The following is a 25,995-nucleotide window of genomic DNA, read 5'->3' on the forward strand; positions in this document are numbered from 1 at the left end:
GCGGGACCACCACGAGCGCCCCGGCCCGGAACGGGGCCGGCGTGGCACCGGTGTGCCGGCCCCGGACCCCTTCCAGCCAACGACACGAGGGGTGGGGGACGCAGGGCACGATCGGACGACGGGCGGGTGGAACGCGATGCGGCCGAGCCGGCACGCGCCGGGGGCGGGGTCGAAGCGGTGACACGCCGGGGGACGTCCTTCCGGGACCGTCCGGGCCCCCGCCGTCCTCCCCGGGGCCGACCGATCGGAGGAGGGCGGGGGAGCGACCACCTGATGTGCTGGTGGGTCAACCAGCCGGGCCGTCGAGCCCCGGGAGCGAAAGGTGACGACGATGACCAACGAGCGGAACACCCCCTCGTCCCCGACCACGCCGGAGCGGACGGACGTCGCCGCCGGCACCCACGTCCACACGGCCCTGACCGCCGGTCCGCGGGACGGCGAGCGCGTCCTGCTCCTGCACGGGTTCCCGCAGTTCGCCGACTCCTGGTCCGACCAGCTCATCGCGCTGGGCGCGGCCGGTTACCGCGCCCTGGCGGTCGACCAGCGCGGCTACGCGGACGGCGCGCGACCCGATGAGATCGACGCGTACGCCGTCGAGCACCTCGTCGCCGACGTCCTGGCCTTCTGCCACGCCTTGGCCGGCCGTGAGCGGGTCCACCTCGTGGGCCACGACTGGGGCGGCGTCGTCGCCTGGGCCTTCGCCACCGCGCACCCCGAGGTGCTCGCCTCCCTCACCGTCGTGTCCACGCCGCACCCCCGCGCGTTGAGGTCCGCCCTGCGGTCCGACCCCGACCAGGCCCGCCGGAGCGCCTACGTCCAGCGCTTCAGAGCGCCTGGGCACCTCGCGGAGGCGGACCTGCTGAATGACGGGGCGGCCCGCCTGCGCTCCCTGTACGAGGGCGCCCTGCCGCCGGCGCGCATCGACGACTACGTGGCCCGCTTCGCAGCGCCGGGCGTGCTGACGGCCGCGCTCAACTGGTACCGGGCCCTGCCCGAGGCCCTCGCCGTGCCCGCCGACCGGATCGGGGTCCCCACCCTGTACGTCTGGGGTGATCAGGACCTGGCCCTCGGCCGGACCGCGGCCGAGGGGACCGGCGCGTGGGTCGACGCCCCGTACCGCTTCGAGGCACTCCCAGGCGCGGGCCACTGGCTGCCCGACGCCAATGCCGCGGACATCGAACCGCTGCTCCTGTCCCACCTGGCCGCACACCCCGGCGAACGCCGACGCCCGACACACCCGGTCGAACGCTGACGCCCGACCCGCCCGTCGCCCCGCCCCCGACCCGTTTCATCCGTCGCGTGACCCATCGAACGACGCGGCGCGGGCGGTCCGGCGGCGAGGCTGGTCGTCATCGATGACGGAAGGCCCTCGATGTCGCACGACAGGGATGCGGGAGATCACCCGCCGCGTCGGCGCGTCCGCCGCGAAGGTCCGCAGGGCGGACCGGGTACCACCCGGGACCGTCCCTCCCCGGCCCCCGGCCGGCGCGACCACCCTCGCGGACCGCACGGAAAGGACCCGGCTCCATGAGACTCACCGACTGGCACGGTCACCTGTGGCCCCGCGCCTACCTCGACTTCCTCGACGAGCACGGCCAGGCGGTCCGCACCCAGCGGGACACCCCGCCCGGTCAGGACGGCGCCACGATGATGCGCCTGCGGCTGGAGCAGATGGACGCCGGCGGCATCGACCGGCAGGTCCTCAACGCGGCAACGCTCTTTCCCGACCTCTCCTCCACCGAGGAGAACGTCCGGGCGGCGCGGGTGGCCAACGAGGCGATGGCGGAGGCCGTCCGCACCGCGCCCAACCGCTTCGCGTTCCTGGGCGTCCTGCCCCTCCCCTCCGTCCCGGCGTCGCTGCGCGAGCTGGACCACCTCGTCAACCAGTTGGGAGGGCTGGGTGTCGTCCTGCCCCCGGCCGTCCATGGCACGTCGACCCTCGACGCCCGGTACGCTCCCCTCCACGCGGCGCTGGACGACAGCCGGGCCACCCTGCTCCACCACCCGACGGGCACCGGTACCGGGCCCGCGTCGTGTGCCCCCGGCACCGTGACGTGGTCCCTGGGAGCGATCGCGGAACAGACCGGGGTCGTCCTCGACTGGCTGGCCGGGAACATGTCGGAGCGGTTCCCGCACATCCGGCCGATCGTCGGCAGGGCCGGCGGCGCCTGCTTCCTGCTCGAACCCGAAGTCGTGCGCCGCGTCGGCGGATCCACCCTGCGCTTCGACAGCCACGCCCAGGACAACCGCGAGGCGCTGGAACTGGCCGTCCGCCACGTGGGCCCCGGACGCATCTGCTTCGGGACCGACTACCCGTTCGTGCGCGATGCCCGCCTCACCGCGGCGGCCCGTAGGTTCCACGAGATCCAACTGATCGACGAGAACCACGAGCCCCAAGAGGCCCACGACCGGTGATCGCTCGGTGATCGCTCGGCCGGACGGCCCGCCCGCCCGCTCCGTGACGGGCTCGGTGGGGTTTGATGTACCCCGGGCGATCGTGTTCCGGATGGCCGGATCGTCGCCCGCGCGGAAGGACCGTGCGCCCGGCTGATCCGCACGAGGGATCCCGGCGGTGAGCAATGAGGCTGCGATGAGTGAACCGACGAAGCCCGAGATCGAAGTGCCGCAGGGTGACGCTCCCCAGGAGCTGACCATCCGGGACCTCGTCGTCGGGGACGGACCCGAGGCGAAGCCGGGCAGGGTCGTCCGGGTCCACTACGTCGGGGTCACCTTCGAGACCGGGAAGGAGTTCGACTCCTCCTGGGAGCTGGACCGACCGTTCAAGTTCGCCGTGGGCGGCGGCAGGGCCATCAAGGGCTGGGACCGGGGAATCAGGGGGATGAAGGTCGGCGGCCGGCGCGAGATCATCGTTCCCCCGCGCCTCGGCTACGGCAAGCAGTCCCCCTCGCCGTTGATCCCGGCGGGTTCCACTCTCGTCTTCGTGGTGGACCTGCTGTCCGTGGTCTGAACCGTCCTCCTCCGGCAGGTGGCGCTCGGCGAAGCGGGCGGCCGGGCCTCGTCGCGGGCGCTTCGGCAGTGGTGTCGGTCCGCTGACGTATCCTTCCCGGCACCGCACACCGACTCGAAGGACCAAGAGAATTGTCCGGCCTGCCTGCTTTCCCGCTGCCCTTCCAAACGGCCCGTTCCATAGCGTTCGCGCAACCCCGAACGCTGCGGGAAGTCGAAATGATGGAGTTCAGCTCCCACATTCGGGCGAAGCCGGGATGGTTCGACAAGATGAACGACGCCGACATCGTCGCGAGGTGGACGCGGGAAGCGCTCGCCCAGGGCCTCACCGAGGCGCAGGTGCGTTACGTTCTCGCCGAACTCGTGCACTACGCGGCGCTGCGGGACGTCGAAACCGGCATCGAGGTCTCCGCCGTCGACGGGGTGTGGCATTCGGACACCCTGATCGACGCAGAGCTCGGATCCCGGCTGCGTCGGGCGGTTCAGGTCCTGGAGCAGGTCCCCGAGGAGGAGAAGGACTGGCATCCCGGCTCGGACGGCCAGGTGCTCGATCTGGTCCATCCCTCCCTGTTCTGCCTGGTGAGGGAGGCCAGTGGCGCGCCCGAGCAGGCTTGGCAGAACCCGACGGACCGCTATGCGAAGCACGAGTTCTCGGAGCAGTTCCAGTGGCTGCCCACCGAGGTCGACGTCAGTGACGACGGCGATGTCGCCTTCCGTTCGTACGTCAACAACGTCCATCCCGAGGTTCACCACGAACTGGCCTCCGTGCTCCCGGACTTGTTCGCCCGCATGCGCCCCCTGTTGGAGAACGTGCTCACCGATCTGCGTCATCCGAGGCCCCTGCGGATCGAGGCCGATCCCTACGGGTGGTACGACTCGGAACCGGAACGTCCGAGCAAGTCCGCCTATGGCGATGACGCCGCCTACGAGGAAGCACTTCAGGCGTGGGAACGGGCCCAGGACGAGTGGTGGGAGAACCGCAGCCCGGTCGTCCCGGACGCCCCGGCCTTCACCGCGCCCGAGTTGCCCGACGCGGACGCCCGGGTCGACCTGCGCGGCCGCCGGCTCCAGGTCATCGTCAAGCTCGCCACCATTCACCTCACCCCGGAGAAGCCCGAGTACGCGGGCGGGTCCTGGCACGTCGAGGGAATGTTGAACGAGCGGATCGTCTCGACCGCCATCCACTACTGGGACAGCGAGAACGTCACCGAGAGCCGGCTCGGTTTCCGGGCGGCACTCGACGACCCGCACTACGAGCAGAACGACGAGAACGGCCTGCGCGAGGTCTACGGTCTGGAGGACGAGGACGCGCTGAACCAGGAACTGGGATCGACGTCGACCCCGGCGGGCCGCTGCCTGGCGTTCCCGAACGTCCTGCAGCACCGGGTCAGCCCGTTCCGCCTCGCGGACACCACCCGTCCGGGGCACCGCAAGATCCTCGCGTTCTTCCTGGTCGATCCGTCGCGAAGGATCGTCTCGACCGCCGACGTGCCGCCGCAGCAGCCGTGGTCCGACACCTCGACCATGACGCTCGAACAGGCGAAGGACTACCGCGAACACCTCATGCGGGAACGCAAGTTCTTCGTCGCCGAGCACAACGAACAGCTCTACGAGCGCGAATTCTCCCTCTGCGAGCACTGACACCGGCCACCCCCGGCCACCTGCGGTACGTACGGGGCCCGGGGGTACGCACGGCCGTGGACGGGCGGGACGGTGACACCGTCCGGGATGCGCCGTCGCCCTGCCCGACCGATAGTGGAGATCGGCCGGGCGGGGCACGACCCGGCTCACCTCAGGGTGAAGGGACCGCCGCCATGGACGAACGGTGCATCGGCTTCGTCGAGTGGTACGACAGGGCCACGGGCACGGGATGGATCGTCCCCCTGGGACGCACGACCCCCGTCCGCGCCTACCGCGACGACATCGAGGGCGGATGCGGCAGCCTGTCGGTGGACCAGCAGGTGTCCTTCACCATCGAGCTCGGCGAGGGCCGTTTCGTGGCCCGTCACATACGCCCTTGAGGCGGTGCGGCACGTGACGCGGCCCGCCCCGGCCGGCCGCAGGGTCGCCCTTCCCGTCCTCACGGACCCGGGGTGACACGGGCGAGCAGCTGCTCCACCGGCGTGTTCAGGTGGTGCTGGAGCAGGCGGTGCGGGAAGAAGTACCCGCTGTCCGTACGGAGCAGCAGCACCCGTTCCTCCGCGCCGTACAGGAACCTCCGGTAGCGGTACGGGGTGCGGCCCCGGCGGGCGAGGATCGCACGGATCGTCCAGTGCCGCACCACGGCCAGGCCACCGAACCGGAATCCCCGTACCACCGCGAACAGGACGCCCAGCAGGACGGCAAGGAATGCGGCACGGCGCAGGTCGTGGCCCGGCGTGGCCAGGCCGACCAACACCATCAGACCGACGCCGGCCACGACCAGCCCGGCGAAGCCGTGGACCACGGAGAACCGGACCGTACGGCGCATCCCCTCGTTGGGCCGGGGCCGGCGGTCCTGGAGCGAGGGCTCGAACTGGTTGCCGACGATGTAGACGACGCCGAGCAGCCCGGCCGCGGCCGGGCCGAGCCACCAGGGGTCGGGGCACAGCTGGTGGACGACGTAGCCGATCAGTGCCTCGATGCTGAGCCACATGATCAGGCTGAACGCTCCGCGCACGAGGTGGAACTTGACCTTGGAATAGTGCGTTCGCTCCCGAAGCAGCCAGGTCCACCGCAGCTGCTCCACCGGCTGGAAGACGTCCGTGAAGGAACCCTCCATCTGGGTGGCCGCGACCCAGAAGTACGCGAGCGCCACCACCAGCGGACCGGGCGCCAGGAGGTCGACGTGCGCCACGTTGACCATCAGGAACACCATGACGACCATCAAGGGGCCGGTCGCGGCGACGGGTTCGATGATCGCGCCCCGGTCGGGGTTCCGTTCCCGGCCGGCGTTCCGGCCGCGGCCGGCGTTCCGGTTCCGGGCGCCGTCGGCGTCGCCCCTGCCCTCCCGCTCGGCTTCGTCGGCCCTGAGGAACCGCGTCTCCGAGTGGTAGGAGGTCACCGCGCAGGTGACGGCCATGACACCGGCGAGGATGGCGGCGTCGGTGACGCCGGCCTCCAACACCCCGGCGTGCACGGCCGCCGCCACCCACAGGACGGGCAGCCCGAGCGCGGAGAACGACATGGCCAGGTTCGGCAGCATCCTCGGGCCCCGCTGCTCCCCGCGGGGCAACCAGCCGAGGTCGAGCCGGTCCAGGTAGAGCACGTGTTCCTGCCGCTCGGTGAGGGTCCGGGCGAGCCAGGTCAGCCAGGTCAGCGTCCGCTCCGGGGACTCGTCCGGTCCGGGCCGCTCGCGCAGCAGGCATTCGCGGACGTACGCGTCGAAGATCCGGCCGCGGCGCTCGGCCGGGCTGCCCGGACGGCGGAGGTCGTCGGCCGGCCTGTTGCGGTACGTGACCCGGATGAACCCGAGCATCATCGGTGACCGGAGCAGCTCCCACAGGTCCGGGTCCTCCTCCAGCGCGACGTGGACGTCCGCGAGGGCCTGACGGTCGGCGGTGAGGAACTCCTGGACGTCCTGCCGGCTCGGCGGCTGGATCTCCACGTAGCGCAGGGCCCTGAGGTCGAGGGCGAGGCGGCGCAGATCGGCCTCGTCCGTACGGCAGCCGACGGCCATGCCGGGGCAGGCCCGGCGCAGGCGCCGCAGTTCCCCGACGCACTTGGAACGGTCCGCCTCCGGGACCTCGTCCAGGCCGTCCAGTACGGGGAGCAGGCGGTGCTCGCTCAGCCAGGTCCGCACCAGAACCCCGGAGATCCCGGTGTACTGCCGTCCCATCGCGGTGACCAGCCATTCCTCGAAGGGCTCACCGCGGTAGGTGTCCAACCGCAGGTAGACGGGTACATGGAGGGGCTCCGACGCGTCGGGCCCCTCCAGTGCCTCCACTGCCAACCGGTGTGCGAGCCGTGCGAGTTGTGTGGTCTTCCCCATGCCGGGCCGGCCGAGCAGCACCAGGTCGTCGGTGTCCTCGAAGAGGGTGCGGATGTCGGTCACCCGGGTCGCGACCGCCACCGGCTCGACCCTGCGGGCCCTCCTCCCCCTGCGGCCGCGCACGTGCTCGGACTGCCGGTCGACGGTGAGGATCGAGAACCTCGGCCGGAGGTAGAGGTGGACCTCGGCGCGTCCCCACTCGACGGCCGTACGGTCGCGGACCTGCTTGACCAGACGGCGGCGCAGGCGTGTCGCCGCCCGGTCCCGGCGGGCCCGGCCGGGCCAGGTGAACGCGAGGAGGACTCCGGTCAGGAGGGCCCGCACGAACCGGCGGACCGGGTAGCGCCGCAGACCCGACCCGGGGTCGTTGTCCGTACCCGTGGAGCGCGTCGGCTCCGTCCCCTCGGACCGCGGATGCGGGATCCGCCTCGCGGGGTCACCCGGCCGGCTCCCGTCCCCGTCCCGGTGCCCGCCCGCGGCTTCGTCCGGCGTGGTGTCCTCGACGCCGGGCAGCGGCGGAACCGGCTCGGAGGCCCCCTCGCCCGCCGTCGACTCCTGTTCGCCCGCCGCCCGGTGCCAGCGCGGTTCCCATGCGGCGGGGTCCCCGCGCAGCGCCGTCACCATCGACAGGAACGGGGTCAGCTGCGGCCGCCGCTTGCCGGAGAAGGCCTCCGAGACGTACGAGCGGCTGAGGTGGGCCGCCTCGGCGAGCGCCGTCACGGTGGGCCGGTCCGCCGGGTCGAGTCCCTCGTACAGCTCGTCGTGGACGCGGCCCATGAGCGTCGCCCAGGGCCGCATTTCCGGTGGAACGGCAGCCGGGTCGGGACGCTGGGGGCCCCGCGGTCGGAAGCCCGCAGATGACGTCATCCGTTCTCCTCGTTCACGAGCCGTTCATCGTCGTTCACTCGTTCACGGCTGCTGAATGTCCCTGGTCGGGCGGGGTGCGGCGGGCGTAGAACCGTACTCGTCGGTGCCGCCGGCCGTGTTCGCCGCAGTCGGCGGCGGGGCCCGGCGGGCCCACCCCGAAGCATTCATCTTGGCCATCGGGACATCGCGTGTACGGCCAACCGCCAGGTTCGAAGCATTTGTTGGTGGATCAGCCGAACCCGAACGCCCGTGGGTCATCGTCCGCGCCGTGTCGCACGAGGAGTTCTTCATGACGTCCCCCTCACGCCTTCTCGCCTCCTTCGGCGGCCTGTTGACGGCCGTCGTGGGCCTGTCGGCCCGCGCCCCCTGGTGGGTGGTCGCGGGGCTGGCCTTCGCCGGCCTGCTGGTCCTGCGGGCCGAGGCGCTGGTGAACGCCCGTAACGAGGCCCGTCGCGGGCGCCACGAGCACCGCCTGTTGGGCCAGGTGCCCCGGCGGCAGGCCCTCGCCTACTTGCGGGAGGTCAGGCGCGACCGTACCGCGGCGGAACCGGAGCCGGCGTCCGACGACGGGGCGGACGCGGCGTGACGGGGATCGGGGTGGCCGTGAATTGCGTTGCCGATCGTTCGAGCGGCGCGAAGAATGCTGCCGCATGGGACATGTCGAGGTGGGCCGGCTCCAGTACTACTTGCCGGACGGACGGGTGCTGCTCGGCGACGTGTCGTTCCGCGTGGGCGAGGGCGCGGTGGTCGCCCTGGTCGGCGCCAACGGCGCGGGCAAGACGACGTTGCTGCGGCTGATCGCCGGTGAACTCCAGCCGCACGGCGGCACGGTCGTCGTGAGCGGTGGGCTCGGGGTGATGCGGCAGTTCGTCGGATCCGTACGGGACGAGCGGACGGTGCGCGACCTGCTGGCCTCCGTCGCACAGCCGCGGATCAGGGAGGCGGCGGCCCGGGTGGACGCCGCCGAGCATCTGATCATGACGGTGGACGACGAGGACGCGCAGATGGGGTACGCGCAGGCGCTCAGCGACTGGGCGGAGGCACGCGGGTACGAGGCGGAGACCGTCTGGGACATGTGCACGATGGCGGCGCTGGGCGTGCCGTACGACAAGGCCCGGTTCCGGCAGGTGCGGACCCTGTCCGGCGGTGAGCAGAAGCGCCTCGTCCTGGAGGCGCTGCTGCGCGGCCCCGACGAGGTGCTCCTGCTGGACGAGCCGGACAACTACCTGGACGTGCCCGGCAAGCGCTGGCTGGAGGAGAGGCTGAAGGAGACCCGCAAGACCGTGTTGTTCGTCTCGCACGACCGGGAGCTGCTCGCCCGGGTCGCGCAGAAGATCGTCGCGGTGGAGCCGGGACCCGCCGGCTCGGACGTGTGGGTGCACGGCGGTGGCTTCGCCACCTTCCACGAGGGTCGCCGCGAACGCTTCGCCCGCTTCGAGGAGTTGAAGCGCCGCTGGGACGAGAAGCACGTCCAGCTGAAGAAGCTGGTGGCGGACATGCAGCAGTACGCGTCGCGCAGCGACGTGATGGCCTCCCGGTACCACGCGGCCCAGACGCGGCTGCGGAAGTTCGAGGAGGCAGGCCCGCCGCCGGAACCGCCGCGGGAGCAGGAGATCACGATGCGGCTGCGTGGTGGGCGCACCGGCGTACGGGCGGTGACCTGCGAGGACGTCGAGTTGACCGGGCTGATGAAGCCGTTCTCACTGGAGGTCTTCCACGGTGAGCGGGTCGCGGTCCTCGGGTCCAACGGTTCCGGGAAGTCGCATTTCCTGCGGCTGCTCGCGGGGGACTCCTCGGTGGCGCACTCCGGTCGGTGGAAACTGGGCGCCCGGGTCGTGCCGGGCCACTTCGCGCAGACCCACGCCCACCCCGAGCTGCTCGGGCGCGCCCTCGTCGACATCCTCTGGACGGAGCACGCCAGGGACCGGGGCGGAGCCATGTCGGTACTGCGCCGGTACGAGTTGGAACGCCAGGGCGACCAGCCCTTCGAGAGGCTGTCGGGCGGGCAGCAGGCGCGCTTCCAGATCCTGTTGCTGGAGCTGGCCGGTACGACCGCCCTGCTCCTGGACGAGCCGACCGACAACCTCGACCTGGAGTCGGCGCAGGCCCTCCAGGAAGGCCTGGACGCCTACGAGGGCACGGTACTCGCGGTCACCCACGACCGCTGGTTCGCGAGGAGCTTCGACCGCTTCCTGGTGTTCGGCGCGGACGGCGTGGTCCGCGAGACCTCGGAGCCGGTCTGGGACGAACGACGGGTGGCGCGCTCCCGCTGACCGCGACCCCATCGCGCCCGGCCCTGCCGCACCCAGCCCCCTCGCGCGCGGCCCTGCCGCACCGTTGCCGGGGCGCCCGGGCCCGCGGTGGGGCTCAGGGCCGCGACCCGCGCGCGTCCCACGCGGCGAGGACCGCGTCGTGCTTGTCCCTGTCCAGGCCGACGGGGGTCGTCCCCTGAAGGTACGTGGGCCGCGGATACCCGCCGTCGACGAGCGCGCGACCCAGGAACGATTCCACCGATAATAAGATCTTCATGGACTCAAGGACCACCACGCGTGCGAACGCGTCGAGGTCCCCCTTCACCAGGAGCGGAACGATGAGCCACCCCTCCCTCCCCACCACCCAGGCCGCCATCGGCGCCATCGGCGAGATCGCGGCCGAGTACGGTCTGACGATGTCGGTCAGCGAGGACATCGGTGCCGACGCGACGTCACGTCGTACGTCGGCCGACATGTTCGCCGTCCTCGATCCCGATGGCTCCCTGCCGCACGAGGCCTACGTGGAACTGGCCGGAGTCCCGTGGGTGAGCATCCATCTGTTCCCGGACGACGACGCGCACATCACCGTCGACGGCATCGAGTTCCTCGACGTGCCCCGGGACGCGGTACCGGCGTTCCTGCGTTCGGTCCACGGCGGCCTGGCGTGGGTGAAGGGGCGGTTCTTCCCCCCTGGCCAGTGGCTCGTCGTGCCCCTTCCCGGCGACACGACGTACCGGGAACCGGCCGGGATCAACCTCACCCCCTGGCTCGCCCGCATCGTCCGGAGCTGACACGGCCCGGCCGCCGCCGCGCCCCGGCGCCGGTGGCGTACGGTCCCCGGGGTGAGCACGATCAGACGTGTCCTGGGCGGCGCCCTGTTCCACGTACCGCATCCGGATCCGGCACCGGTAACCGGGCCGGACGGCCGTGGCGCACCCGGTACGGCCACCGCGCCCGACGCGCCCCGCGCGCACCCCGTGGCGGTGACCGCGGTGTCCGGCGCGGCCCTGTTCCTCCTCGGCGTGAACACCACCGGCATCAACACCGCGCTGCGGGCGATGGCCGCCGACCTGGGAGTGGGCACCGCCTCCCTCGGCTGGGCCGTCGGCGCCTACATGCTGGCCGTCGCCGCGGTGGTCGTACCGGGCGGCCGGCTCGGCGACACGCTGGGCCAGCGGGTCACCGTCGTGGCGGGGAGCCTGGTGTTCGCCGCCGGCGCGGCGGTCGTGGCCGCGAGCGGCTCCGAGGGCGCGCTGATCGCCGGCCGGATCCTGCAGGGCGTGGGCGCGGCCACGTTGATGCCGTCGACGATGGCGGTGCTGCGGCTGGCCTGGCCGCGGGAGCGGCAGGGTGCCGCGCTGGGTCTGTGGGGCGCGGTCGCCGGGTTGGCCTTCGCCGTCGGTCCGCTCATCGGGGGTGTGTTCACGGACGGCCCGTCGTGGAGGTGGCTGTGGTGGACCGGTGCCGGTTGGGCGCTGCTGGTCGCCCTGGCCGCGGTGTTCGCGCTGCGGTCGCTGCCGCGCGGCTCGGGTGAGCGCGGCCACGACGTGCCCGGGATGCTGCTGCTGTCGGTGGGGCTGACCGGCCTGCTCGTGGCACTGCAGCAGATCCCCTCGTGGGGCGCGGCGTCGCCGGCCACCGTGGGCTGCCTGGTGGTGGCGGTGCTGGGTTTGGGCGCGCTCGTCCGGGTCGAGTCCCGGCGGGCCGCCCCGCTGCTGCACCTGGGCCTGCTGCGGAAGCCGCCGCTGGTGGCCGCGTGCGTCGGGACGGCCGTGAACACCCTGTTCCTCATCGGCTTCCTGTACTTCTTCAACCTGTACGCGCTGTCCCCGGACACCCTGGGCTATTCGGCGGTGGCGGCGAGCCTGGCCCTGTTGCCGTACGGGGTGTGCGTGTTCGCGGTGTCGATGGGTGTCGGTCCGCTGTGCGACCGGGTCGGATACCGGTGGCCCGTGGCCGCGGGGATCGCGTTGAGCGGAGCGGGCGCGCTGTGGCTGTCCGGCGTGAGCGGTGACAGCGGGTACGGGGCGGTCCTGCCGGGCTCGCTGGTGCTGGGGGCCGGCGTGGGGATCACCCTGTCCGCGCCGTCCGCCGCGGGGCTCCGGGCATTGGACGCCGCCCATTCCGGGGAGGCCTCGGGCATCATCAACGTCGTCCGGTACGTGACGGCCGCCCTGGCCGTCTCCGCGGGCACGCTCGTGTTCCTCGCGCGGGGCTCCGACCGGCTGACCGGGGTGCTGAGGGACGCGGGTGTCCCGGGACCGGGCGCGGCGGGCGCCGACCGTCTGCTGTCGGGCGCGGCCCTCCCCTCGGCGCAGCCGGCGGGGCCGGCGGTCCGTGAGGCCCTCCACCGGGCCACGGCCGCCGGTCTCGCGGACGGCTTCGCGTCCGTGATGTTCTGGCTCGGCGTCCTCGCGCTGGCCGCGATCCCGCTGTGGCTGCTCCTGACGCCGCCGTCGCGACCGTCGACGGACACCGCTCCCTGACCTCCCGAGCACGCCGCGTACCCGTCCGGTTCCGTACCGCCGCGGCACGTGACACGCATTGCCTCGATGTCATCGCGTGTTCGCTCAGTAGATCCTCAGATCCGGATAACGATCCCGTGACCGCGCCAGGGCCTTTCGGCCTGATCACAGCCGTCTGGGCGTTTTGCCGGTGATGTGCGCCACGGTTTCCGGCCGGGCACCGTGGTACATCTTCACGACCGTCTGCCGGACCACCCACGTCCGCGCAGAGGCGCTGGAGCCGGCCGACCGCCGGCAGCAACTCCATCACCATCCGGGGGATCGGAACCCGATCCGCAGCCGATGACGGCGCGGTTCGGCATGGAGCGGAAAGGCGCACCACAGCATGACCTCGACGCAGGTTGAACAGCACCGCGGAGACGACGACAACGCGACCGCGGGCAGTACGCCCGAGGAGGGCTACGAGCGCGGACTCGGCAGCCGCCAGGTCCAGATGATCGCCATCGGCGGCGCCATCGGCGTCGGCCTCTTCCTCGGAGCCGGCGCGAACATCGCGAAGGCCGGACCCAGCCTCATCCTCATGTACGCCCTAGCCGGCGTCATCGTCTTCTTCATCATGAGGGCGCTCGGCGAACTGCTCCTGTACCGGCCCGTCTCGGGTTCGTTCGCGGAGTACGCCCGTGAGTTCCTCGGCCCGTTCTTCGGGTTCGTGACCGGCTGGACGTACTGGCTCATGTGGGTGGTCACCGGCATGGCCGAGCTGACGGCCGCGGCGATATACGTGCACTACTGGTTCCCGGACGTCCCGCAATGGGTGACGGCCCTGGTCTTCCTGGTGGTCCTGTACGTGGCCAACCTGATCTCGGTGAAGATCTTCGGCGAGATCGAGTTCTGGTTCTCGATGGTCAAGGTCACCGCCCTGATCGGCATGATCGTGATCGGCATCGGCGTCGTGACCTTCGGGTTCAGCGCGGCCGGTGACACCGCCGCCGTCTCCAACCTCTGGGCGTTCGACGGCATCTTCCCCAAGGGCGTCGGTTCCAGCCTGATGACCCTCCAGGGCGTCATGTTCGCCTACCTGGCCGTCGAGCTCGTCGGCGTCACCGCGGGCGAGTCCGAGAACCCGGAGAAGACCCTCCCCAAGGCGATCAACACCCTGCCGTGGCGCATCATCGTCTTCTACGTCGGTGCCCTCAGCGTGATCCTGATGGTCGTCAAGTGGACCGAGTTCGAACCGGGCGTCAGCCCCTTCGTGGCGGCCTTCGCGAAGATCGGCATCCCGGCCGGCGCGGCGATCGTCAACTTCGTGGTCCTCACAGCGGCCCTGTCGTCCTGCAACTCCGGCATGTACTCCACCGGGCGCATGCTGCGCGACCTCGCCGCCAACTCCGAGGCCCCCAAGCTGCTCGGCAGGCTGAGTTCCACCAAGACCCCGGCCGTCGCCATCACCCTCTCCGCGGCCCTGATGGGCATCGGCGTGGTCCTGAACTACGTGGTACCGGAGAAGGCGTTCGGGTACGTCATGTCGGTCGCGACCGCGGCGGGCATCTGGACCTGGATGATGATCCTGGTCAGCCACATCCGCTACCGCCGCGAGGTGGTCGCCGGCCGACTGCCCGCCTCCTCCTTCCCCGCGCCCGGCGGCACCCTGTGCAGCTGGATCGCCGTCGCCTTCCTGCTGATGGTCACCGTGCTGATCGCCATCGACCCCGACAGCCGCGTCTCCCTGTACGTGGGCGCCGGCTGGGCGGTCTGCCTGTCGATCGGCTGGGCCGTGCTCAAGGCCCGCAACCCGCAGGTCGCGGCGCGGGCCAACGTCCCGACCCAGCGTGAGCCGGAGCGCACCCGCTCCTGACCCCGCGCACACGAGAACGGGTGCGTACCGGCCTTCCCCGGCCGGTACGCACCCGTTTTCGCGTCCTGCGGCCCCGGCGCGGGCCGGAGCCGTTACTCCCAGTCGTCCCAGGGCGGGTCGGTCTCCTCCTGGTCGAAGGGCGGTTCGTCGGCGTACGGAGGGGGTTCCTCCGCCGCGAGGAACGCCGCGGGGGCCGCGGCGCCGGCCGTCGCGGCGCCGGCCGGGACCGTGCCCGCCTTCGAGGCCGTACCGGTGGGGGCCGGTGCCGCAACGGCGGACGCGCCGCCGGCGGATTCCGCCAGGGTGTCGAGGACGCCCTGCGCGTACTTGGTGAGCTTGGCCTCGCCGACGCCACCGATGGTGGACAGTTCCTCCACCGTGGCGGGGAGCCTCGTCGCGATCTCCCGCAGCGTCGCGTCGTGGAAGACGACGTACGCCGGTACGCCCTGCTCGCGGGCCGTCTCGGCCCGCCAGGCGCGCAGGGCCAGGAAGACCGGCTCGGCCTCGGCCGGCAGGTCGACCGGCACGCGGGCGCCCTTGCCCGAGCGGGAGCCGGACTGCTTCCGGGACGGTCCGGTGACCGCCTTCTCCTTGCGCATGGAGACGGTGCGGCGCCCGCCGAGGACCTCGCCGCTCTCGTCCGTCAGGACGAGCGTGCCGTAGTCGCCCTCCACCGCGAGCAGCCGCTGCGCCAGCAGTTGGCGGACGACGCCACGCCACTCGGCGGTGCCCAGGTCGGATCCGACGCCGAAGACGGAGAGCCCGTCGTGGTCGAACTGGATGACCTTGGCCGTCTTCTTGCCCTGCAGGATGTCGATGATCTGGCCCGCGCCGAACTTCTGGCGGCGTTCCTTCGCCAGCCGCCACACCGTGGACAAGAGCTTCTGCGCGGCGACCGTCCCGTCCCAGGACTCGGCGGGCGTCAGGCACGTGTCGCAGTTGCCGCACGCCTCGCCCGTCTGCCCGAAGTACGCGAGCAGCCGCGTCCGACGGCAGTCGACGGTCTCGCACAACGCGAGCATCGCGTCGAGGTGCATGCCGAGCGACCGGCGGTGCGCCTCGTCCCCCTCGGAGCCCTCGATGAGCTTGCGCTGCTGGACCACGTCCTGCAGGCCGTACGCCAGCCACGCCGTCGCCGGCTCGCCGTCACGGCCCGCTCGGCCGGTCTCCTGGTAGTAGCCCTCCACCGATTTCGGCAGGTCGAGGTGGGCCACGAAGCGTACGTCCGGCTTGTCGATGCCCATGCCGAAGGCGATGGTGGCCACCACCACGACGCCCTCGTCCCGCAGGAAGCGCGCCTGGTTCTCCGCGCGCGTGCGGGCGTCCATGCCCGCGTGGTAGGCCACCGCGTCGATGCCCTGCTCCACCAGGTACGCGGCGGTCTTCTCGACCGAGGCGCGCGAGAGGCAGTAGACGACACCGGCGTCGCCGTCGTGCTCGGCCCGGATCAGCTCCAGCAGTTGCTTGAGCGGGTTGTCCTTGCCGACGATCCGGTACTGGATGTTCGGCCGGTCGAAGCTGGCGACGAAGTGCCGGGCCTCCTCCAGCCCGAGCCGCGCCACGATCTCGGCGTGGGTGGCTTCCGTGGCCGTGGCGGTCAGCGCGATCCGCGGCACCTTGGGCCAGCGGGCGTGCAGCATGGACAGGGCGAGGTAGTCGGGCCGGAAGTCGTGGCCCCACTGGGCCACGCAGTGGGCCTCGTCGATCGCGAAGAGCGACACCTTGCCCCGGTCGAGGAGGCGCTGCGTGCCTTCGGAGCGAAGCCGTTCGGGAGCCAGGTAGAGCAGGTCCAGTTCGTCGGCGAGGAAGGCCTGCTCGACGGCCTGCCGCTCGTACGGGTCCTGCGTCGAGTTCAGGAATCCGGCCCGGACCCCGAGGGCGGTGAGCGCGTTCACCTGGTCCTGCATCAGCGCGATGAGCGGCGAGATCACGACGCCCGTGCCTTCTCTGACGAGCGCGGGGATCTGGTAGCAGAGCGACTTGCCGCCGCCGGTCGGCATCAGCACGAGGGCGTCGCCGCCGCCGACGACCTGGTCGATGATCTCCTGCTGTTCGCCGCGGAAGGAGCTGTATCCGAAGACGCGGTGCAGTACCTGCAGGGCGTCCGAGGTGTCGGGGGAAGGGTCCGAAGGGGCCATCCGAGAAGCCTATCGGCACCCGCCGACACCCCGGTCCACTCCCCCGGGACCTGTGGAAAACCCTCCTCCGCGGGCCCGTGCCCTTCGGGGCCGCGCCCCGTTTTCATACCTCCGGGTGAGGTCGGAGCCCTTTCGGCGGGAAGGACGCGGGGAATCCCTACCCTGGGCCGGGGTGGTGGGCAGCCGCCCGAACGGCACGTCTCACGCTCCGGGAGTCCGCGTGGCGCAGCAGCACACGATGTCACTGCGCCGGTGGCTCCGCTACCGGTTCGACGATCTGGTCGCGGGAGGTACGGCCCGGCTGATCGGCTGGTTCGCCCTGGCCTGTCTCGCCGTGGTGGTCCCCGCCAGCGCGTTGCTCGTCTGGTCCGACCGCACTCCCCCGGCCGGGCTGTCCGAGCGGCTCACGGCCGTGTGGGTGAGCGTCGGACAGACGCTGAAGATCGGGGGCGCCGTCGGCTCCCCGCCGTACGTGCTGGCGTCCCTCACGCTCGCGCTGGTCGCGCTGCTCTTCGTGTCGACACTGGTCGGTCTGATCACCACGGGCATCAACGAGCGCCTCCTGGCGCTGCGTCGCGGTCATTCCACCGTGCTGGAACACGGGCACACCGTCGTGCTGGGTTGGTCGGACCAGGTGTTCCCGGTGATCGGGGAGCTGGTGGCCGCGAACTCCAACCGGCGCCGATCCGCCGTCGCGGTCCTCGCCCCGAAGGACAAGGTGGAGATGGAGGACGAGATCATCACCCGGGTCACGGAACGCGGCCGGACGCGGATCATCTGCCGCAACGGCAGCACCACGGATCCCACGGAGCTGTGCCGGGTGAGTCCGGGGACGGCGAAGGCCGTGCTGGTGCTGCCCTCCGGAGGGGAGGCCGGTGACGCGCACGTGGTGAAGACCCTCCTCGCGCTGGGCGCCGCCGTCCCGGATCCGGCCGGCGCGGTGGTCGTCGCCGCGGTGCGCGACACCCGCAACCACGTCACGGCCCGGCTGGCCGCGGGCCCCGGCGGGCACGTGCTGTGCGTGGACGACATCGTCGCCCGGCTCCTCGTCCAGACCGCCCGCCAACCGGGGCTCTCCCTCGTCTACCAGGAGCTCCTGGACTTCGCGGGCGACGAGTTCTACACCGTCCCCGCAGGGGGTCTGGCCGGGCGGAGCTTCGGCGAGGCCCTGCTCGGGTTCGCGACGTCGTCGGTGGTGGGTCTGCTGCGCGCCGACGGGAGAGTGGTCCTCAATCCGGAGTGCGGGAGGCAGATCCGGGCGGACGACCTGCTCATCGTGGTCACGCGGGACGACGACACGGCGGTGGAGTCGGACGTGTCCGCGTACGTCGACGAGGAGGCCATCGTGATGCCCCGGCGGGCCCCGCGGGCCACCGAGCGGCTGCTCCTGCTCGGCTGGAACCGCCGGGCCCCGCTGGTCGTGGACCAGCTCGACCAGTACGTCGGCGCGGGGACCACCCTCGACGTCGTGGCCCTGGGCGAGGACCCCGCGACGGTCGGCGTCCTCGGCGTCACGGCGCTTCGGCGGCGCCTCGACGTGACCTTCCACAGCGGTGACATCACCGATCCGCTGGTGTTGGCCAAATTGGACGTGCCCGCGTACGACAGCGTGATCGTCGTCGGTGAGGAGGGCGCTCAGGGCCCGGCGTGGTCCTCGCACGCGCCGGAGGAGCCGGCCGGCTCGGATTCCCTTACGGATGACCGGACGCTGGTCACGTTGTTGCACCTGCGGGCCATCGCGGAGGCCTCGGGTCGGGAGCTCGCCCTGACCACCGAGATGTCCGACGACGGGAACCGGCTCCTGGCCCCGGCTCGGGAGGGCGCCGACTTCATCGTGAGCGGGCGGCTGATCAGTCTGCTGATGACGCAGATCTCGGAGAACCGTCACCTCGCGGGGGTCTTCGAGCAGCTCTTCGACGCCGAGGGGAACGAGCTGTACCTGAAGCCGGTCGCGGACTACGTGCGGACCGGCCGTGAGGTCGCCTTCGCCACCGTGGTCGAGGCGGCCCGGCGTCGGGGCGAGTGCGCGGTCGGCTACCGGTCGCGCGCGCGGGCCGCGACCGCTCCCGACCACGGGGTGCGGCTCAACCCGGACAAGAGGGAGGCCGTCCGGTTCGCGGAGGGCGACTGGCTGATCGTGCTCGCCGAGAGCTGACGGGGCGCGCCGGCGGGGGCCGGTGTCGGCCGGCTCCCGGAGGTGACGGGTCCGGTCCTCCGGCGTACGCGGGAAGGCGCCTGCCCCCGGCCGGAGGCGAATTCCAGGGGTCGTTGCAACACAGAGGTCAACTGGCTGTTGCCAGGAGCTTAGCGAGACGCTCGGCTGGGGTTTCCCAGCCGAGCGTTTTACGTGGTCGGCTGTTCAGCTCGGCGGCGACGGCCGCCAGCTCCTCGGGGGTGCGAGGGGCCAGGTCGGTGCCCTTGGGGAAGTACTGCCGGAGCAGGCCGTTCGTGTTCTCGTTCGAGCCGCGTTGCCAGGGGCTGGCCGGGTCGCAGAAGTAGACCGGGATGTCGGTGGCGACGGTGAACGCCCGGTGGGCGGCCATCTCCGAGCCCTGGTCCCAGGTCAGGGATCGCCAGAGGTGTCGTGGCAGGGTCTGGACGGTCGCGGTGAGCGCGTTGCGGGTGGCGATGGCGGTGTGGCCGATGGGCAGGTGCACGAGCATCAGGTAGCGGGGGGACCGCTCGACGAGGGTGCCGATGGCGGAACGGCCGTCCTTGCCGATGATGAGATCGCCCTCCCAGTGTCCGGGGACGGCCCGGTCGGCGGCTTCGGCAGGGCGTTCGCTGATCAGGACCATGTCCTTGATGGCGCGGGAGGCGCGCTTGTGGGCCTGGCGGTGCGGGCGCCGGCGGGCCCGGCCGGTGCGAAGTGCGCGGGTCAGTTCGCGACGGAGTTCTCCGCGGCCCTGGACGTAGAGGGCCTGGTAGATCGTCTCGTGGGTCACGTGCATCTCCGGCCGGTCGGGGAAGCGTGCCCGCAGAGCGTGGCAGATCTGCTCGGGGCTCCAGCGCATCGCCAGGTGGTCCTGGATGAAGTCGCGCAGTTCGGGGTTCTGGCCGATCTTGCCGGGTTTCGGACGGGACCGGCGGGCCCTGGCCTTGTTCTGGGCGATGCTCGGTCGGTAGAACGAGCCGCCGTTGTGCAGAGTGTGCCGGTTGCGGCGTATTTCGCGACTGACGGTGGACGGGCTGCGTCCCAGCTCGACGGCTATCTGCCGGATCGAGGCTCCCTCACGGAGGCGGTCGGCGATGTAGAGGCGGTCGTACTCCTGGAGGTACCGCGAGGGAATGCGAGGCAGTTCCTCCGCCGGTGCCGGGGTCTGTCCCGGCACCGGGTATATCGGAGGAACTGCCTTCTGGCCACGCGGCGGCGAGTGCCAGCCGTTGCGCCACCGCTTGCCCGTGCGCAGGTTGATGCCGACTATCCGGGCGGCTTCCCGCGTGCTGTACCCCTGCTCCATGAGCAGGAAGTATGCGGCCCGCTCGCGGGCCATGTTGCGACCGCCTCCAGGCCCCCGGTTCTTCCGGATCTCGAACTCCATCGCATCCCCTGAGCTGGGGTGTTGCGACGACCACTAGAACTGAAGGGAAGCCGGGGGCAGGCGCCTTCTCACATCAGCGGAGCCGCGCTCGTCGGTGACCTGCGGGTCAGACCTGCGGGACCGGGTAGGTCGGGTACTCGACGCCCGAGACATGCTGGACGACGCGGATGACCTGGCACGAGTAGCCGAACTCGTTGTCGTACCAGAGGTAGAGGATCGCGTTGTCGCCGTCGACCTTGGTCGCGCCGGCGTCGATGATCGAGGCGTGGCGCGAGCCGACGAAGTCCATCGAGACGGCGTCGGGAGCCGTGGTGAAGTCGATCTGACGCTTCAGCGGCGAGTGCAGCGAGACGTCACGGAGGTGGTCGAGGACTTCCTCGCGGGTGGTCTCGCGGCCCAGGCGCAGGCTCAGGATGGCGATCGAGACGTCCGGGACGGGGACGCGGATCGAGCTGCCGGTGATGGGCGCCTTGAGGTCGGGCAGGGCCTTCGCGACGGCGGAGGCGGCACCGGTCTCGGTGATGACCATGTTCAGCGGCGCGGAACGACCGCGGCGGTCGGCCTTGTGGTAGTTGTCCAGCAGGTTCTGGTCGTTCGTGAACGAGTGGACGGTCTCCACGTGACCGCGCAGGACGCCGTACTCGTCGTCCATGGCCTTCAGCGGCGGCACGATCGCGTTCGTGGTGCAGGACGCGCAGGACAGGATCTGCTCGTCCGGCTTGATCGTGTCGTGGTTGACGCCGTGCACGATGTTCGGGACGTCGCCCTTGCCCGGGGCGGTCAGGACGACCTTGTCGATACCGGGGCGCAGGTGCTTCGACAGACCCTCGCGGTCGCGCCACTTGCCCGTGTTGTCGATGAGGATGGCGTCCTTGATGCCGTACGCCGTGTAGTCGACCTCGGAGGGGTCGTTGGCGTAGATCACCTTGATCGCGTTGCCGTTGGCGAAGATCGTGCTCGTCGCCTCGTCCACGGTGATGGTGCCCTGGAACTGGCCGTGGATGGAGTCGCGGCGCAGCAACGAGGCCCGCTTGACGATGTCCTGCTCGCCGCCCTGGCGGACGACGATGGCGCGCAGGCGCAGCCCGTTGCCCGAACCGGCCTTCTCGATGAGGAGGCGGGCGACGAGGCGGCCGATGCGGCCGAAGCCGTAGAGGACGACGTCGCGACCCTCGCGGCGCTCGATCTTGTTGGCACCCGTGGCGCCGGCGACGGCCTCGGCGGTGAACGCCTCGACCGAGAGGCCGCGGCCGTCGGTCTTGTACGTCGCGGCGAGCATGCCGAGGTCGATCTGGGACGGGCCGAGATCGAGGGCGGCGAGGGCGTGGAGGAACGGCAGGGTCTCGGTGACCGAGAGCTCCTCACCGGCGATCTGCCGGGCGAACCGGTGGGTCTTCAGAATGCTGACGACCGACTTGTTCACCAAGGAGCGGCTGTGGAGCAGGATCGTTACGTCCCGTTCCCGGTGCAGCTTCCCGATGATCGGGATCATCGATTCCGCGATCTCCTCGCGGTTTTTCCAGTTGGTGAACGAGTCATCTTTGACAGTCACAGGTTTATCTTTCGAGCTAGGCGGCGCTCATATGCTAACCCCTTGTTCATTTGATCACCCAGGGGGGTGCCCCTCCCCCGGGCCCGCCCCCAGCGGCGCGCCGGCGGATCCCGAGTGGATCTCCGACGAAGTGCCCGTACCGGTGGCGCGGACCGGCCTACGGGGCGGGTCGCGCGGCGGGTGGTTCGGCGCCCGCCGGGACCTCCAGGATCCTGCCGTCGACGCCCGCACGGTAGAGCCGGCCCGCCGCGAATCCGGTGTCGCCGCGCCCGTAGGTGAGTTGGGCGGAGAGGTGCAGCCCCGAGGCCACGGCGCACAGGCTGCCGCCCTCCGCCCGCCAGATCTGGCCCGAGGCGTGGGTGGAGATCAGCGGGCGTCCGCCGCCGTCGAGTGTGAGGCCGTCGGGCAGGGCCAGGGCGTCGGAGGGGGCGGTGGAGATCCAGCGCCGGGGGTGGCCCGGGTCGGACACGGGGATCCGGTACAGGCCGGGCGCGAGCGTGGTCTGGACGACGTGGACCTGTGAGCCGTCCGGGGAGACGGCGATCCCGTTGGGTTGTGGAACGCGTGCCCAGGCGGGGTCCACGCGTCCGTCCGGGGTGACGCGGCCGATGTTCCGACCGCCCAGGGTGGTGGTGTACACGGTTCCGTCGGGGGCGAGGGCCACTCCGTCGATGCCGCCGAGGCCCGAGGCGTACGTGCTGACGGCGCCGGACTCCGGGTCCACCAACAGCAGCTCCGAGCGGGGGAAGAGGTCACCGGTGAGGGAGTGCGCGAGATCGTTGCCGGTGCCGACGAGGAGCTTCCCGTCGGGCCGGACCACGATTCCGCCGTTGGCGCCGATGCTCCCGGTGAGGGCGACGGGGGCGTTGCCGGGCGCGTCGATGCGGTGGACGCGGCCCGTGAAGTAGGCGGTGGCGAACATCCGACCCCGCGCGTCGACGGCGATCGACTCGACCCAGTCGGGCAGGCGTGCCACCTCGACGGGTGGGCCCGCGTCGACGGGCGCGGCGCACGGGGGAGCCGCGTGCGCCGGGCCCGGCGCGAGCACGCCCGCCGCCGCGATCAGGGCCACCACCGGTACGAGTGCGGGTCGCGCGCGGCGGCGCAGCCCGCGCAGCAACCGGGAGGCGGTGCGGACCGTGCCGGTCGACCTCATCGGGATTCCCTCCGTCGTCGGCGGGCCGGCCCGCCGGTCGCAGTATCGGCGCCGCACCCGTCGCCGCGCCGGCCCCCTGGCATCCGCTCCGCAGGCTCGGCGGCCCGGGCGGCGGGGCCTACGGCGAGGTCGCGGTGGTGACCGACCCGACCGCACCGTGGTTCCCGGGCCGCGGGAACCCGACCGTCACCCCGGATCCCGGCCGGGGTCCGCGGAAGCGACCTGGAACGCCGTGCCGAGGCCGTCGGCGGCGCGACGGGGACCGGGCACCGCCGGGCCTCGTGCGCCGGACCGGGCGACGATCGAGTCGAGGATCTCCCCGACCCGCACGGCCGTGTTCGACAGCAGCGCGGAGGTGATGCCGTGGGTGTGCTCGGTACCGCCCTGAAGGTAGATGCCGCACCGCAGCGCGGGATCGGTGGTCACCCGGTAGTCCCGCTCCACCCGGACGCGGCCCTGGTCGTCGCGGAGGCAGTGGGCCTCGGCCTCGCCGAGGAGTCCGAGTCCGTCGGCGGACCGGTATCCGGTCGCGTAGACCAGTACGTCGGCGTCGAGCGGCGTCCTGTCGCCGGTCACCAGCGATTCGACGGTGGTGCGGACCTTTTCGGGCGTCTCCACGACGTCGGCGATCCGGGACACCTTGAGGAAGCGCAGCCGCTCGGTGCCCAGGACCTTCTCCTGGTACTCCTGGCGGTAGAGCTCGTCGATCAGATCGACGTCCACGACGGAGTAGTTGGTGTTCCCGTGGTATTCGATCAGCTTGCGCTTGATCGCCTCGGGGGCGGTGAAGTACTCGTCCACCGCGGCCGGGTCGAAGATCCGGTTGGCGAAGCTGCTGTCGTCGGCGGGGCTGTACCCGTAACGGGAGAAGACGGCGCAGACCTCGGCGCGGGGGAAAGCACGGTGCAGGAAGGCAACGTTCTCGGCGGCGCTCTGGCCGGCTCCGACCACGATGAAGCGGCTCGGGTCGGCGTCCTTGAGCCCGTCCACCCGGGTCAGCAGGTCCGAGTTGTGCCAGACCCGCTCCGTGCGCTCGACGCCTTCCGGGAGGTGGGGCCGCAGGCCGGTGCCGATGACGAGGTTGCGGGCGCGGTGGACGACGCGTTCGGTTCCGGACCGGGCCGTGACGTCCACGTACTCGATGACGCCGTCCCGCACGACGGGCTGCACGGCGACCACTTCGTGCCCGTAGGACACCATGTCGTCGACCTTCTCCGCCGCCCACTCGAAGTAGTCGTGGAACTCGACGCGCAGCGGGAAGAGGTTCTTGTGGTTGACGAAGTCGATCAGCCGTCCCTTGCTCTTGAGGTAGCAGAGGAAGCTGTATTCGCTGGTCGGGTTGCGGAGTGTCACCAGGTCCTTGAGGAAGGACACCTGCATGGTCGCGTCGTCGATCAACATGCCCCGGTGCCAGCCGAAGTGCGGCTGCCGCTCGAAGAAGTGAGCCGTGACCGCCTCCTGCCGTCCGACGCCTGCGTTGTGCTCGCTGAGCGCTAGGGCCATGGCCACGTTGGACGGCCCGAAGCCGATTCCGATGAGGTCGTGGATCACTGGCGCGTCGTCAGGATGAGCCTCTGACATGTCACTCCCAATCGTGCGGGGCAGTCGCTTGCCGGGCATTGGGGAACCGGGGGCAAGGCACACCGAAGGAGCGGCGGCCGAGCAGAACTTAGGCAAGGCTAACCTGATCTTCGAGTGATTGTCGATGGGCAAATCAGATCGACCCCCGGCTCGACATGCCGAACTCCCTCCGAAAGAAGCCCTATTGCGAGGCTTAGGTAAGCCTTGCTTTACTGACGCAGGCTCGCGTCCCTGCCCGAACTCGCCCTCCCCGCGCACAACGCACCCCGGACGGCGACGAGGTGCCCGCGACCGCCCACTCGCCCTCGATGGGCGGCCGGCACCCCGGCCGCCCTTGACCCCAAGGGAACATCGCCCATGCGCACAGCACGACCTCGGCACTACCTCATGTGCCGACCCACGCACTTCGACGTGGTCTATTCCATAAACCCCTGGATGGACCCGAAGAAGCCCGTCGACACCCGGCTGGCCATCGCCCAGTGGGAGCAGCTGCGCGAGGTCTACCTGAGCCTCGGCCACACCGTCGACACGATCGAACCGCTGCCCGGCCTCCCCGACATGGTGTTCGCGGCGAACGGGGCCACCGTCATCGACGGCCGCGCGCTCGTCGCCCGCTTCCGGGACGCCGAACGCATCGCGGAGGGCCCCGCGTACCACGACTGGCTGCGCGACAACGGCTTCCCGGACCTGCGCACGGCCGACGTGGTCAACGAGGGCGAGGGCGACTACCTGCTCACCGGCGCATGGCTGCTGGCCGGCACCGGCTTCCGCAGCGACCCCCGTTCCCACGACGAGGCTCAGGAGTTCTTCGGTCGTCCGGTGATCGGGCTGACGCTCGTCGACCCGGACTACTACCACCTGGACACCGCGCTCACCGTTCTGGACGAGCGGACGATCGCCTACTACCCGGGGGCCTTCTCCCCCGGCAGCCTGGCCGTCCTGCGGCGCCTCTTCCCCGACGCGATCGTCGCCGACGCCGAGGACGCCGCCGCCTTCGGCCTCAACGCGACCTCGGACGGGTACAACGTCGTCCTGCCCCAGAACGCCTCCGGCCTCGCGGAGCGACTGCGCGAGCGCGGCTTCAACCCGATCGGCGTCGACCTGTCCGAACTGCTCAAGGCCGGCGGCAGCGTGAAGTGCTGCACCCTGGAGCTCCGCCCGGCCCCGTAGGGCACGTCGCCACAGTCCTGCCGGTCCCGCCCGTGGCCCCGGGGCCGGCCGGAAGCGGCGCCGTCGCGCGGACCGGACGTCCGCGCGGCGGCGCGGCCGCATCCCCCGGCCCGAAGGGGCCCGGGGCCGTCGCGCCCTCCGGCGCCCTCGGCCCGCGCGAAGGCATCGTGGTCGATGACCTCCGGGTCGGACACGTCGGAGTGCGGGCCCTCCCGACGCATCCTGACCCCGCCCTGCGCTGCCTGCTTCCCGGCGTGACGGGCGAGGCCCGCCGGCCCCTCCGGGTGCGGGGCCTCCTCGCCCCGCTCCCCCGGCTCCCCGCCGCTCCGCCCGTGGACACATCCGGGCGGACCAGGAGCCCGCGGGCATCCGCCACCCCCTCCGGCGCGTTCCGGCCGCCGTCCGGTCGGAACGCGGACGAAACGCCGGTGGGTCGCCCCGCGACCGTCGCCGGTCACGTTCGGACGTTTCCGAATCGTT

Annotated in this window: 18 protein-coding genes; 12 read left to right on the forward strand and 6 right to left on the reverse strand. The window is 71.5% G+C overall.

Features of this window, described 5'->3' with window-relative positions; genetic code table 11:
* Positions 1–331: 331 nt before the first annotated feature.
* The 5 genes from ACZ58N_RS02920 to ACZ58N_RS02940 all read left to right on the forward strand — a co-directional run bounded on the left by ACZ58N_RS02920 (position 332) and on the right by ACZ58N_RS02940 (position 4,988).
* On the forward strand, positions 332–1,252 hold the full coding sequence (locus ACZ58N_RS02920; RefSeq protein WP_471154816.1) for an alpha/beta fold hydrolase: 921 nt from the start codon (positions 332–334) through the stop codon (positions 1,250–1,252).
* A gap of 275 nt (positions 1,253–1,527) precedes the next feature.
* On the forward strand, positions 1,528–2,415 hold the full coding sequence (locus ACZ58N_RS02925; protein ID WP_471154818.1) for an amidohydrolase family protein: 888 nt from the start codon (positions 1,528–1,530) through the stop codon (positions 2,413–2,415).
* Positions 2,416–2,590: 175 nt separating this feature from the next.
* Positions 2,591–2,968 carry an FKBP-type peptidyl-prolyl cis-trans isomerase gene (locus ACZ58N_RS02930; protein WP_471154820.1) on the forward strand — a complete coding sequence of 126 codons (378 nt, stop codon included), beginning with the start codon at positions 2,591–2,593 and terminating at the stop codon, positions 2,966–2,968.
* A 131-nt stretch (positions 2,969–3,099) separates the two neighbouring features.
* Complete coding sequence (locus ACZ58N_RS02935) at positions 3,100–4,608, forward strand: DUF4246 domain-containing protein (RefSeq protein WP_471154822.1); 1,509 nt, start codon at positions 3,100–3,102, stop codon at positions 4,606–4,608.
* A gap of 173 nt (positions 4,609–4,781) precedes the next feature.
* Positions 4,782–4,988: a S1 domain-containing protein gene (locus ACZ58N_RS02940; RefSeq protein ID WP_471154824.1), complete on the forward strand. Its 207-nt coding sequence runs from the start codon at positions 4,782–4,784 to the stop codon at positions 4,986–4,988.
* A 59-nt stretch (positions 4,989–5,047) separates the two neighbouring features.
* Here the strand turns inward: ACZ58N_RS02940 and ACZ58N_RS02945 are convergent, their stop codons facing one another.
* Entirely contained in the window at positions 5,048–7,804 is a 2,757-nt protein-coding gene (locus ACZ58N_RS02945) for an NACHT domain-containing protein (protein ID WP_471154827.1), read from the reverse strand.
* Positions 7,805–8,093: 289 nt separating this feature from the next.
* Here ACZ58N_RS02945 and ACZ58N_RS02950 point away from each other — a divergent pair, with 289 nt between their 5' ends.
* From ACZ58N_RS02950 to ACZ58N_RS02970, 5 genes are all read left to right on the forward strand, one after another.
* Positions 8,094–8,390: a hypothetical protein gene (locus ACZ58N_RS02950; RefSeq protein WP_471154830.1), complete on the forward strand. Its 297-nt coding sequence runs from the start codon at positions 8,094–8,096 to the stop codon at positions 8,388–8,390.
* Positions 8,391–8,454: 64 nt separating this feature from the next.
* Entirely contained in the window at positions 8,455–10,077 is a 1,623-nt protein-coding gene (locus ACZ58N_RS02955) for an ABC-F family ATP-binding cassette domain-containing protein (RefSeq protein WP_471154832.1), read from the forward strand.
* Positions 10,078–10,394: 317 nt separating this feature from the next.
* Complete coding sequence (locus ACZ58N_RS02960) at positions 10,395–10,847, forward strand: hypothetical protein (RefSeq protein ID WP_471154834.1); 453 nt, start codon at positions 10,395–10,397, stop codon at positions 10,845–10,847.
* 51 nt (positions 10,848–10,898) lie between these two features.
* Positions 10,899–12,542 carry an MFS transporter gene (locus ACZ58N_RS02965; RefSeq protein ID WP_471154836.1) on the forward strand — a complete coding sequence of 548 codons (1,644 nt, stop codon included), beginning with the start codon at positions 10,899–10,901 and terminating at the stop codon, positions 12,540–12,542.
* 364 nt (positions 12,543–12,906) lie between these two features.
* Positions 12,907–14,376 (forward strand): amino acid permease, encoded by a 1,470-nt coding sequence (locus ACZ58N_RS02970; RefSeq protein ID WP_389705996.1) that lies wholly within the window; start codon positions 12,907–12,909, stop codon positions 14,374–14,376.
* 92 nt (positions 14,377–14,468) lie between these two features.
* Here ACZ58N_RS02970 and recQ read toward each other — a convergent pair whose 3' ends face one another.
* On the reverse strand, positions 14,469–16,514 hold the full coding sequence (gene recQ, locus ACZ58N_RS02975) for a DNA helicase RecQ (RefSeq protein ID WP_471154840.1): 2,046 nt from the start codon (positions 16,512–16,514) through the stop codon (positions 14,469–14,471).
* A 220-nt stretch (positions 16,515–16,734) separates the two neighbouring features.
* Here recQ and ACZ58N_RS02980 point away from each other — a divergent pair, with 220 nt between their 5' ends.
* A complete protein-coding gene (locus ACZ58N_RS02980) occupies positions 16,735–18,669 on the forward strand; it encodes a CASTOR/POLLUX-related putative ion channel (protein ID WP_471154843.1) in 1,935 nt (644 codons plus the stop codon).
* A gap of 127 nt (positions 18,670–18,796) precedes the next feature.
* Here ACZ58N_RS02980 and ACZ58N_RS02985 read toward each other — a convergent pair whose 3' ends face one another.
* The 4 genes from ACZ58N_RS02985 to ACZ58N_RS03000 form a co-directional block, all read right to left on the reverse strand.
* The gene (locus tag ACZ58N_RS02985) at positions 18,797–20,056 is read right to left on the reverse strand and encodes an IS30 family transposase (protein ID WP_471154845.1); all 1,260 of its coding nucleotides are present in this window, start codon (positions 20,054–20,056) and stop codon (positions 18,797–18,799) included.
* Between the two features lie 106 nt (positions 20,057–20,162).
* Positions 20,163–21,608, reverse strand: a complete 1,446-nt coding sequence (locus tag ACZ58N_RS02990; RefSeq protein ID WP_471154848.1) for a glyceraldehyde-3-phosphate dehydrogenase — start codon at positions 21,606–21,608, stop codon at positions 20,163–20,165.
* A gap of 157 nt (positions 21,609–21,765) precedes the next feature.
* Positions 21,766–22,764, reverse strand: a complete 999-nt coding sequence (locus ACZ58N_RS02995) for an SMP-30/gluconolactonase/LRE family protein (RefSeq protein WP_471154851.1) — start codon at positions 22,762–22,764, stop codon at positions 21,766–21,768.
* A 186-nt stretch (positions 22,765–22,950) separates the two neighbouring features.
* Positions 22,951–24,345, reverse strand: a complete 1,395-nt coding sequence (locus ACZ58N_RS03000) for a lysine N(6)-hydroxylase/L-ornithine N(5)-oxygenase family protein (protein ID WP_471154853.1) — start codon at positions 24,343–24,345, stop codon at positions 22,951–22,953.
* A 357-nt stretch (positions 24,346–24,702) separates the two neighbouring features.
* On the opposite strand from ACZ58N_RS03000, the gene ddaH reads away from it, so the two are divergent.
* Positions 24,703–25,515, forward strand: a complete 813-nt coding sequence (ddaH, locus tag ACZ58N_RS03005; protein WP_471154855.1) for a dimethylargininase — start codon at positions 24,703–24,705, stop codon at positions 25,513–25,515.
* Positions 25,516–25,995 lie beyond the last annotated feature (480 nt).

Source organism: Streptomyces sp. NPDC040432 (assembly GCF_055595445.1).

What these genes read in the sequence shown, in the direction of transcription:
- ACZ58N_RS02930 (WP_471154820.1), top strand. Translation starts at nt 2,591, where the DNA reads ATGAGTGAACCGACGAAGCCCGAGATCGAAGTGCCGCAGGGTGACGCT.
- ACZ58N_RS02960 (WP_471154834.1), top strand. Translation starts at nt 10,395, where the DNA reads ATGAGCCACCCCTCCCTCCCCACCACCCAGGCCGCCATCGGCGCCATC.
- recQ (WP_471154840.1), bottom strand. Translation starts at nt 16,514, where the DNA reads ATGGCCCCTTCGGACCCTTCCCCCGACACCTCGGACGCCCTGCAGGTA.
- ACZ58N_RS02985 (WP_471154845.1), bottom strand. Translation starts at nt 20,056, where the DNA reads ATGGAGTTCGAGATCCGGAAGAACCGGGGGCCTGGAGGCGGTCGCAAC.
- ACZ58N_RS03000 (WP_471154853.1), bottom strand. Translation starts at nt 24,345, where the DNA reads ATGTCAGAGGCTCATCCTGACGACGCGCCAGTGATCCACGACCTCATC.
- ACZ58N_RS02945 (WP_471154827.1), bottom strand. Translation starts at nt 7,804, where the DNA reads ATGACGTCATCTGCGGGCTTCCGACCGCGGGGCCCCCAGCGTCCCGAC.
- ACZ58N_RS02995 (WP_471154851.1), bottom strand. Translation starts at nt 22,764, where the DNA reads ATGAGGTCGACCGGCACGGTCCGCACCGCCTCCCGGTTGCTGCGCGGG.
- ACZ58N_RS02955 (WP_471154832.1), top strand. Translation starts at nt 8,455, where the DNA reads ATGGGACATGTCGAGGTGGGCCGGCTCCAGTACTACTTGCCGGACGGA.
- ACZ58N_RS02950 (WP_471154830.1), top strand. Translation starts at nt 8,094, where the DNA reads ATGACGTCCCCCTCACGCCTTCTCGCCTCCTTCGGCGGCCTGTTGACG.
- ACZ58N_RS02970 (WP_389705996.1), top strand. Translation starts at nt 12,907, where the DNA reads ATGACCTCGACGCAGGTTGAACAGCACCGCGGAGACGACGACAACGCG.
- ddaH (WP_471154855.1), top strand. Translation starts at nt 24,703, where the DNA reads ATGCGCACAGCACGACCTCGGCACTACCTCATGTGCCGACCCACGCAC.
- ACZ58N_RS02925 (WP_471154818.1), top strand. Translation starts at nt 1,528, where the DNA reads ATGAGACTCACCGACTGGCACGGTCACCTGTGGCCCCGCGCCTACCTC.
- ACZ58N_RS02920 (WP_471154816.1), top strand. Translation starts at nt 332, where the DNA reads ATGACCAACGAGCGGAACACCCCCTCGTCCCCGACCACGCCGGAGCGG.
- ACZ58N_RS02940 (WP_471154824.1), top strand. Translation starts at nt 4,782, where the DNA reads ATGGACGAACGGTGCATCGGCTTCGTCGAGTGGTACGACAGGGCCACG.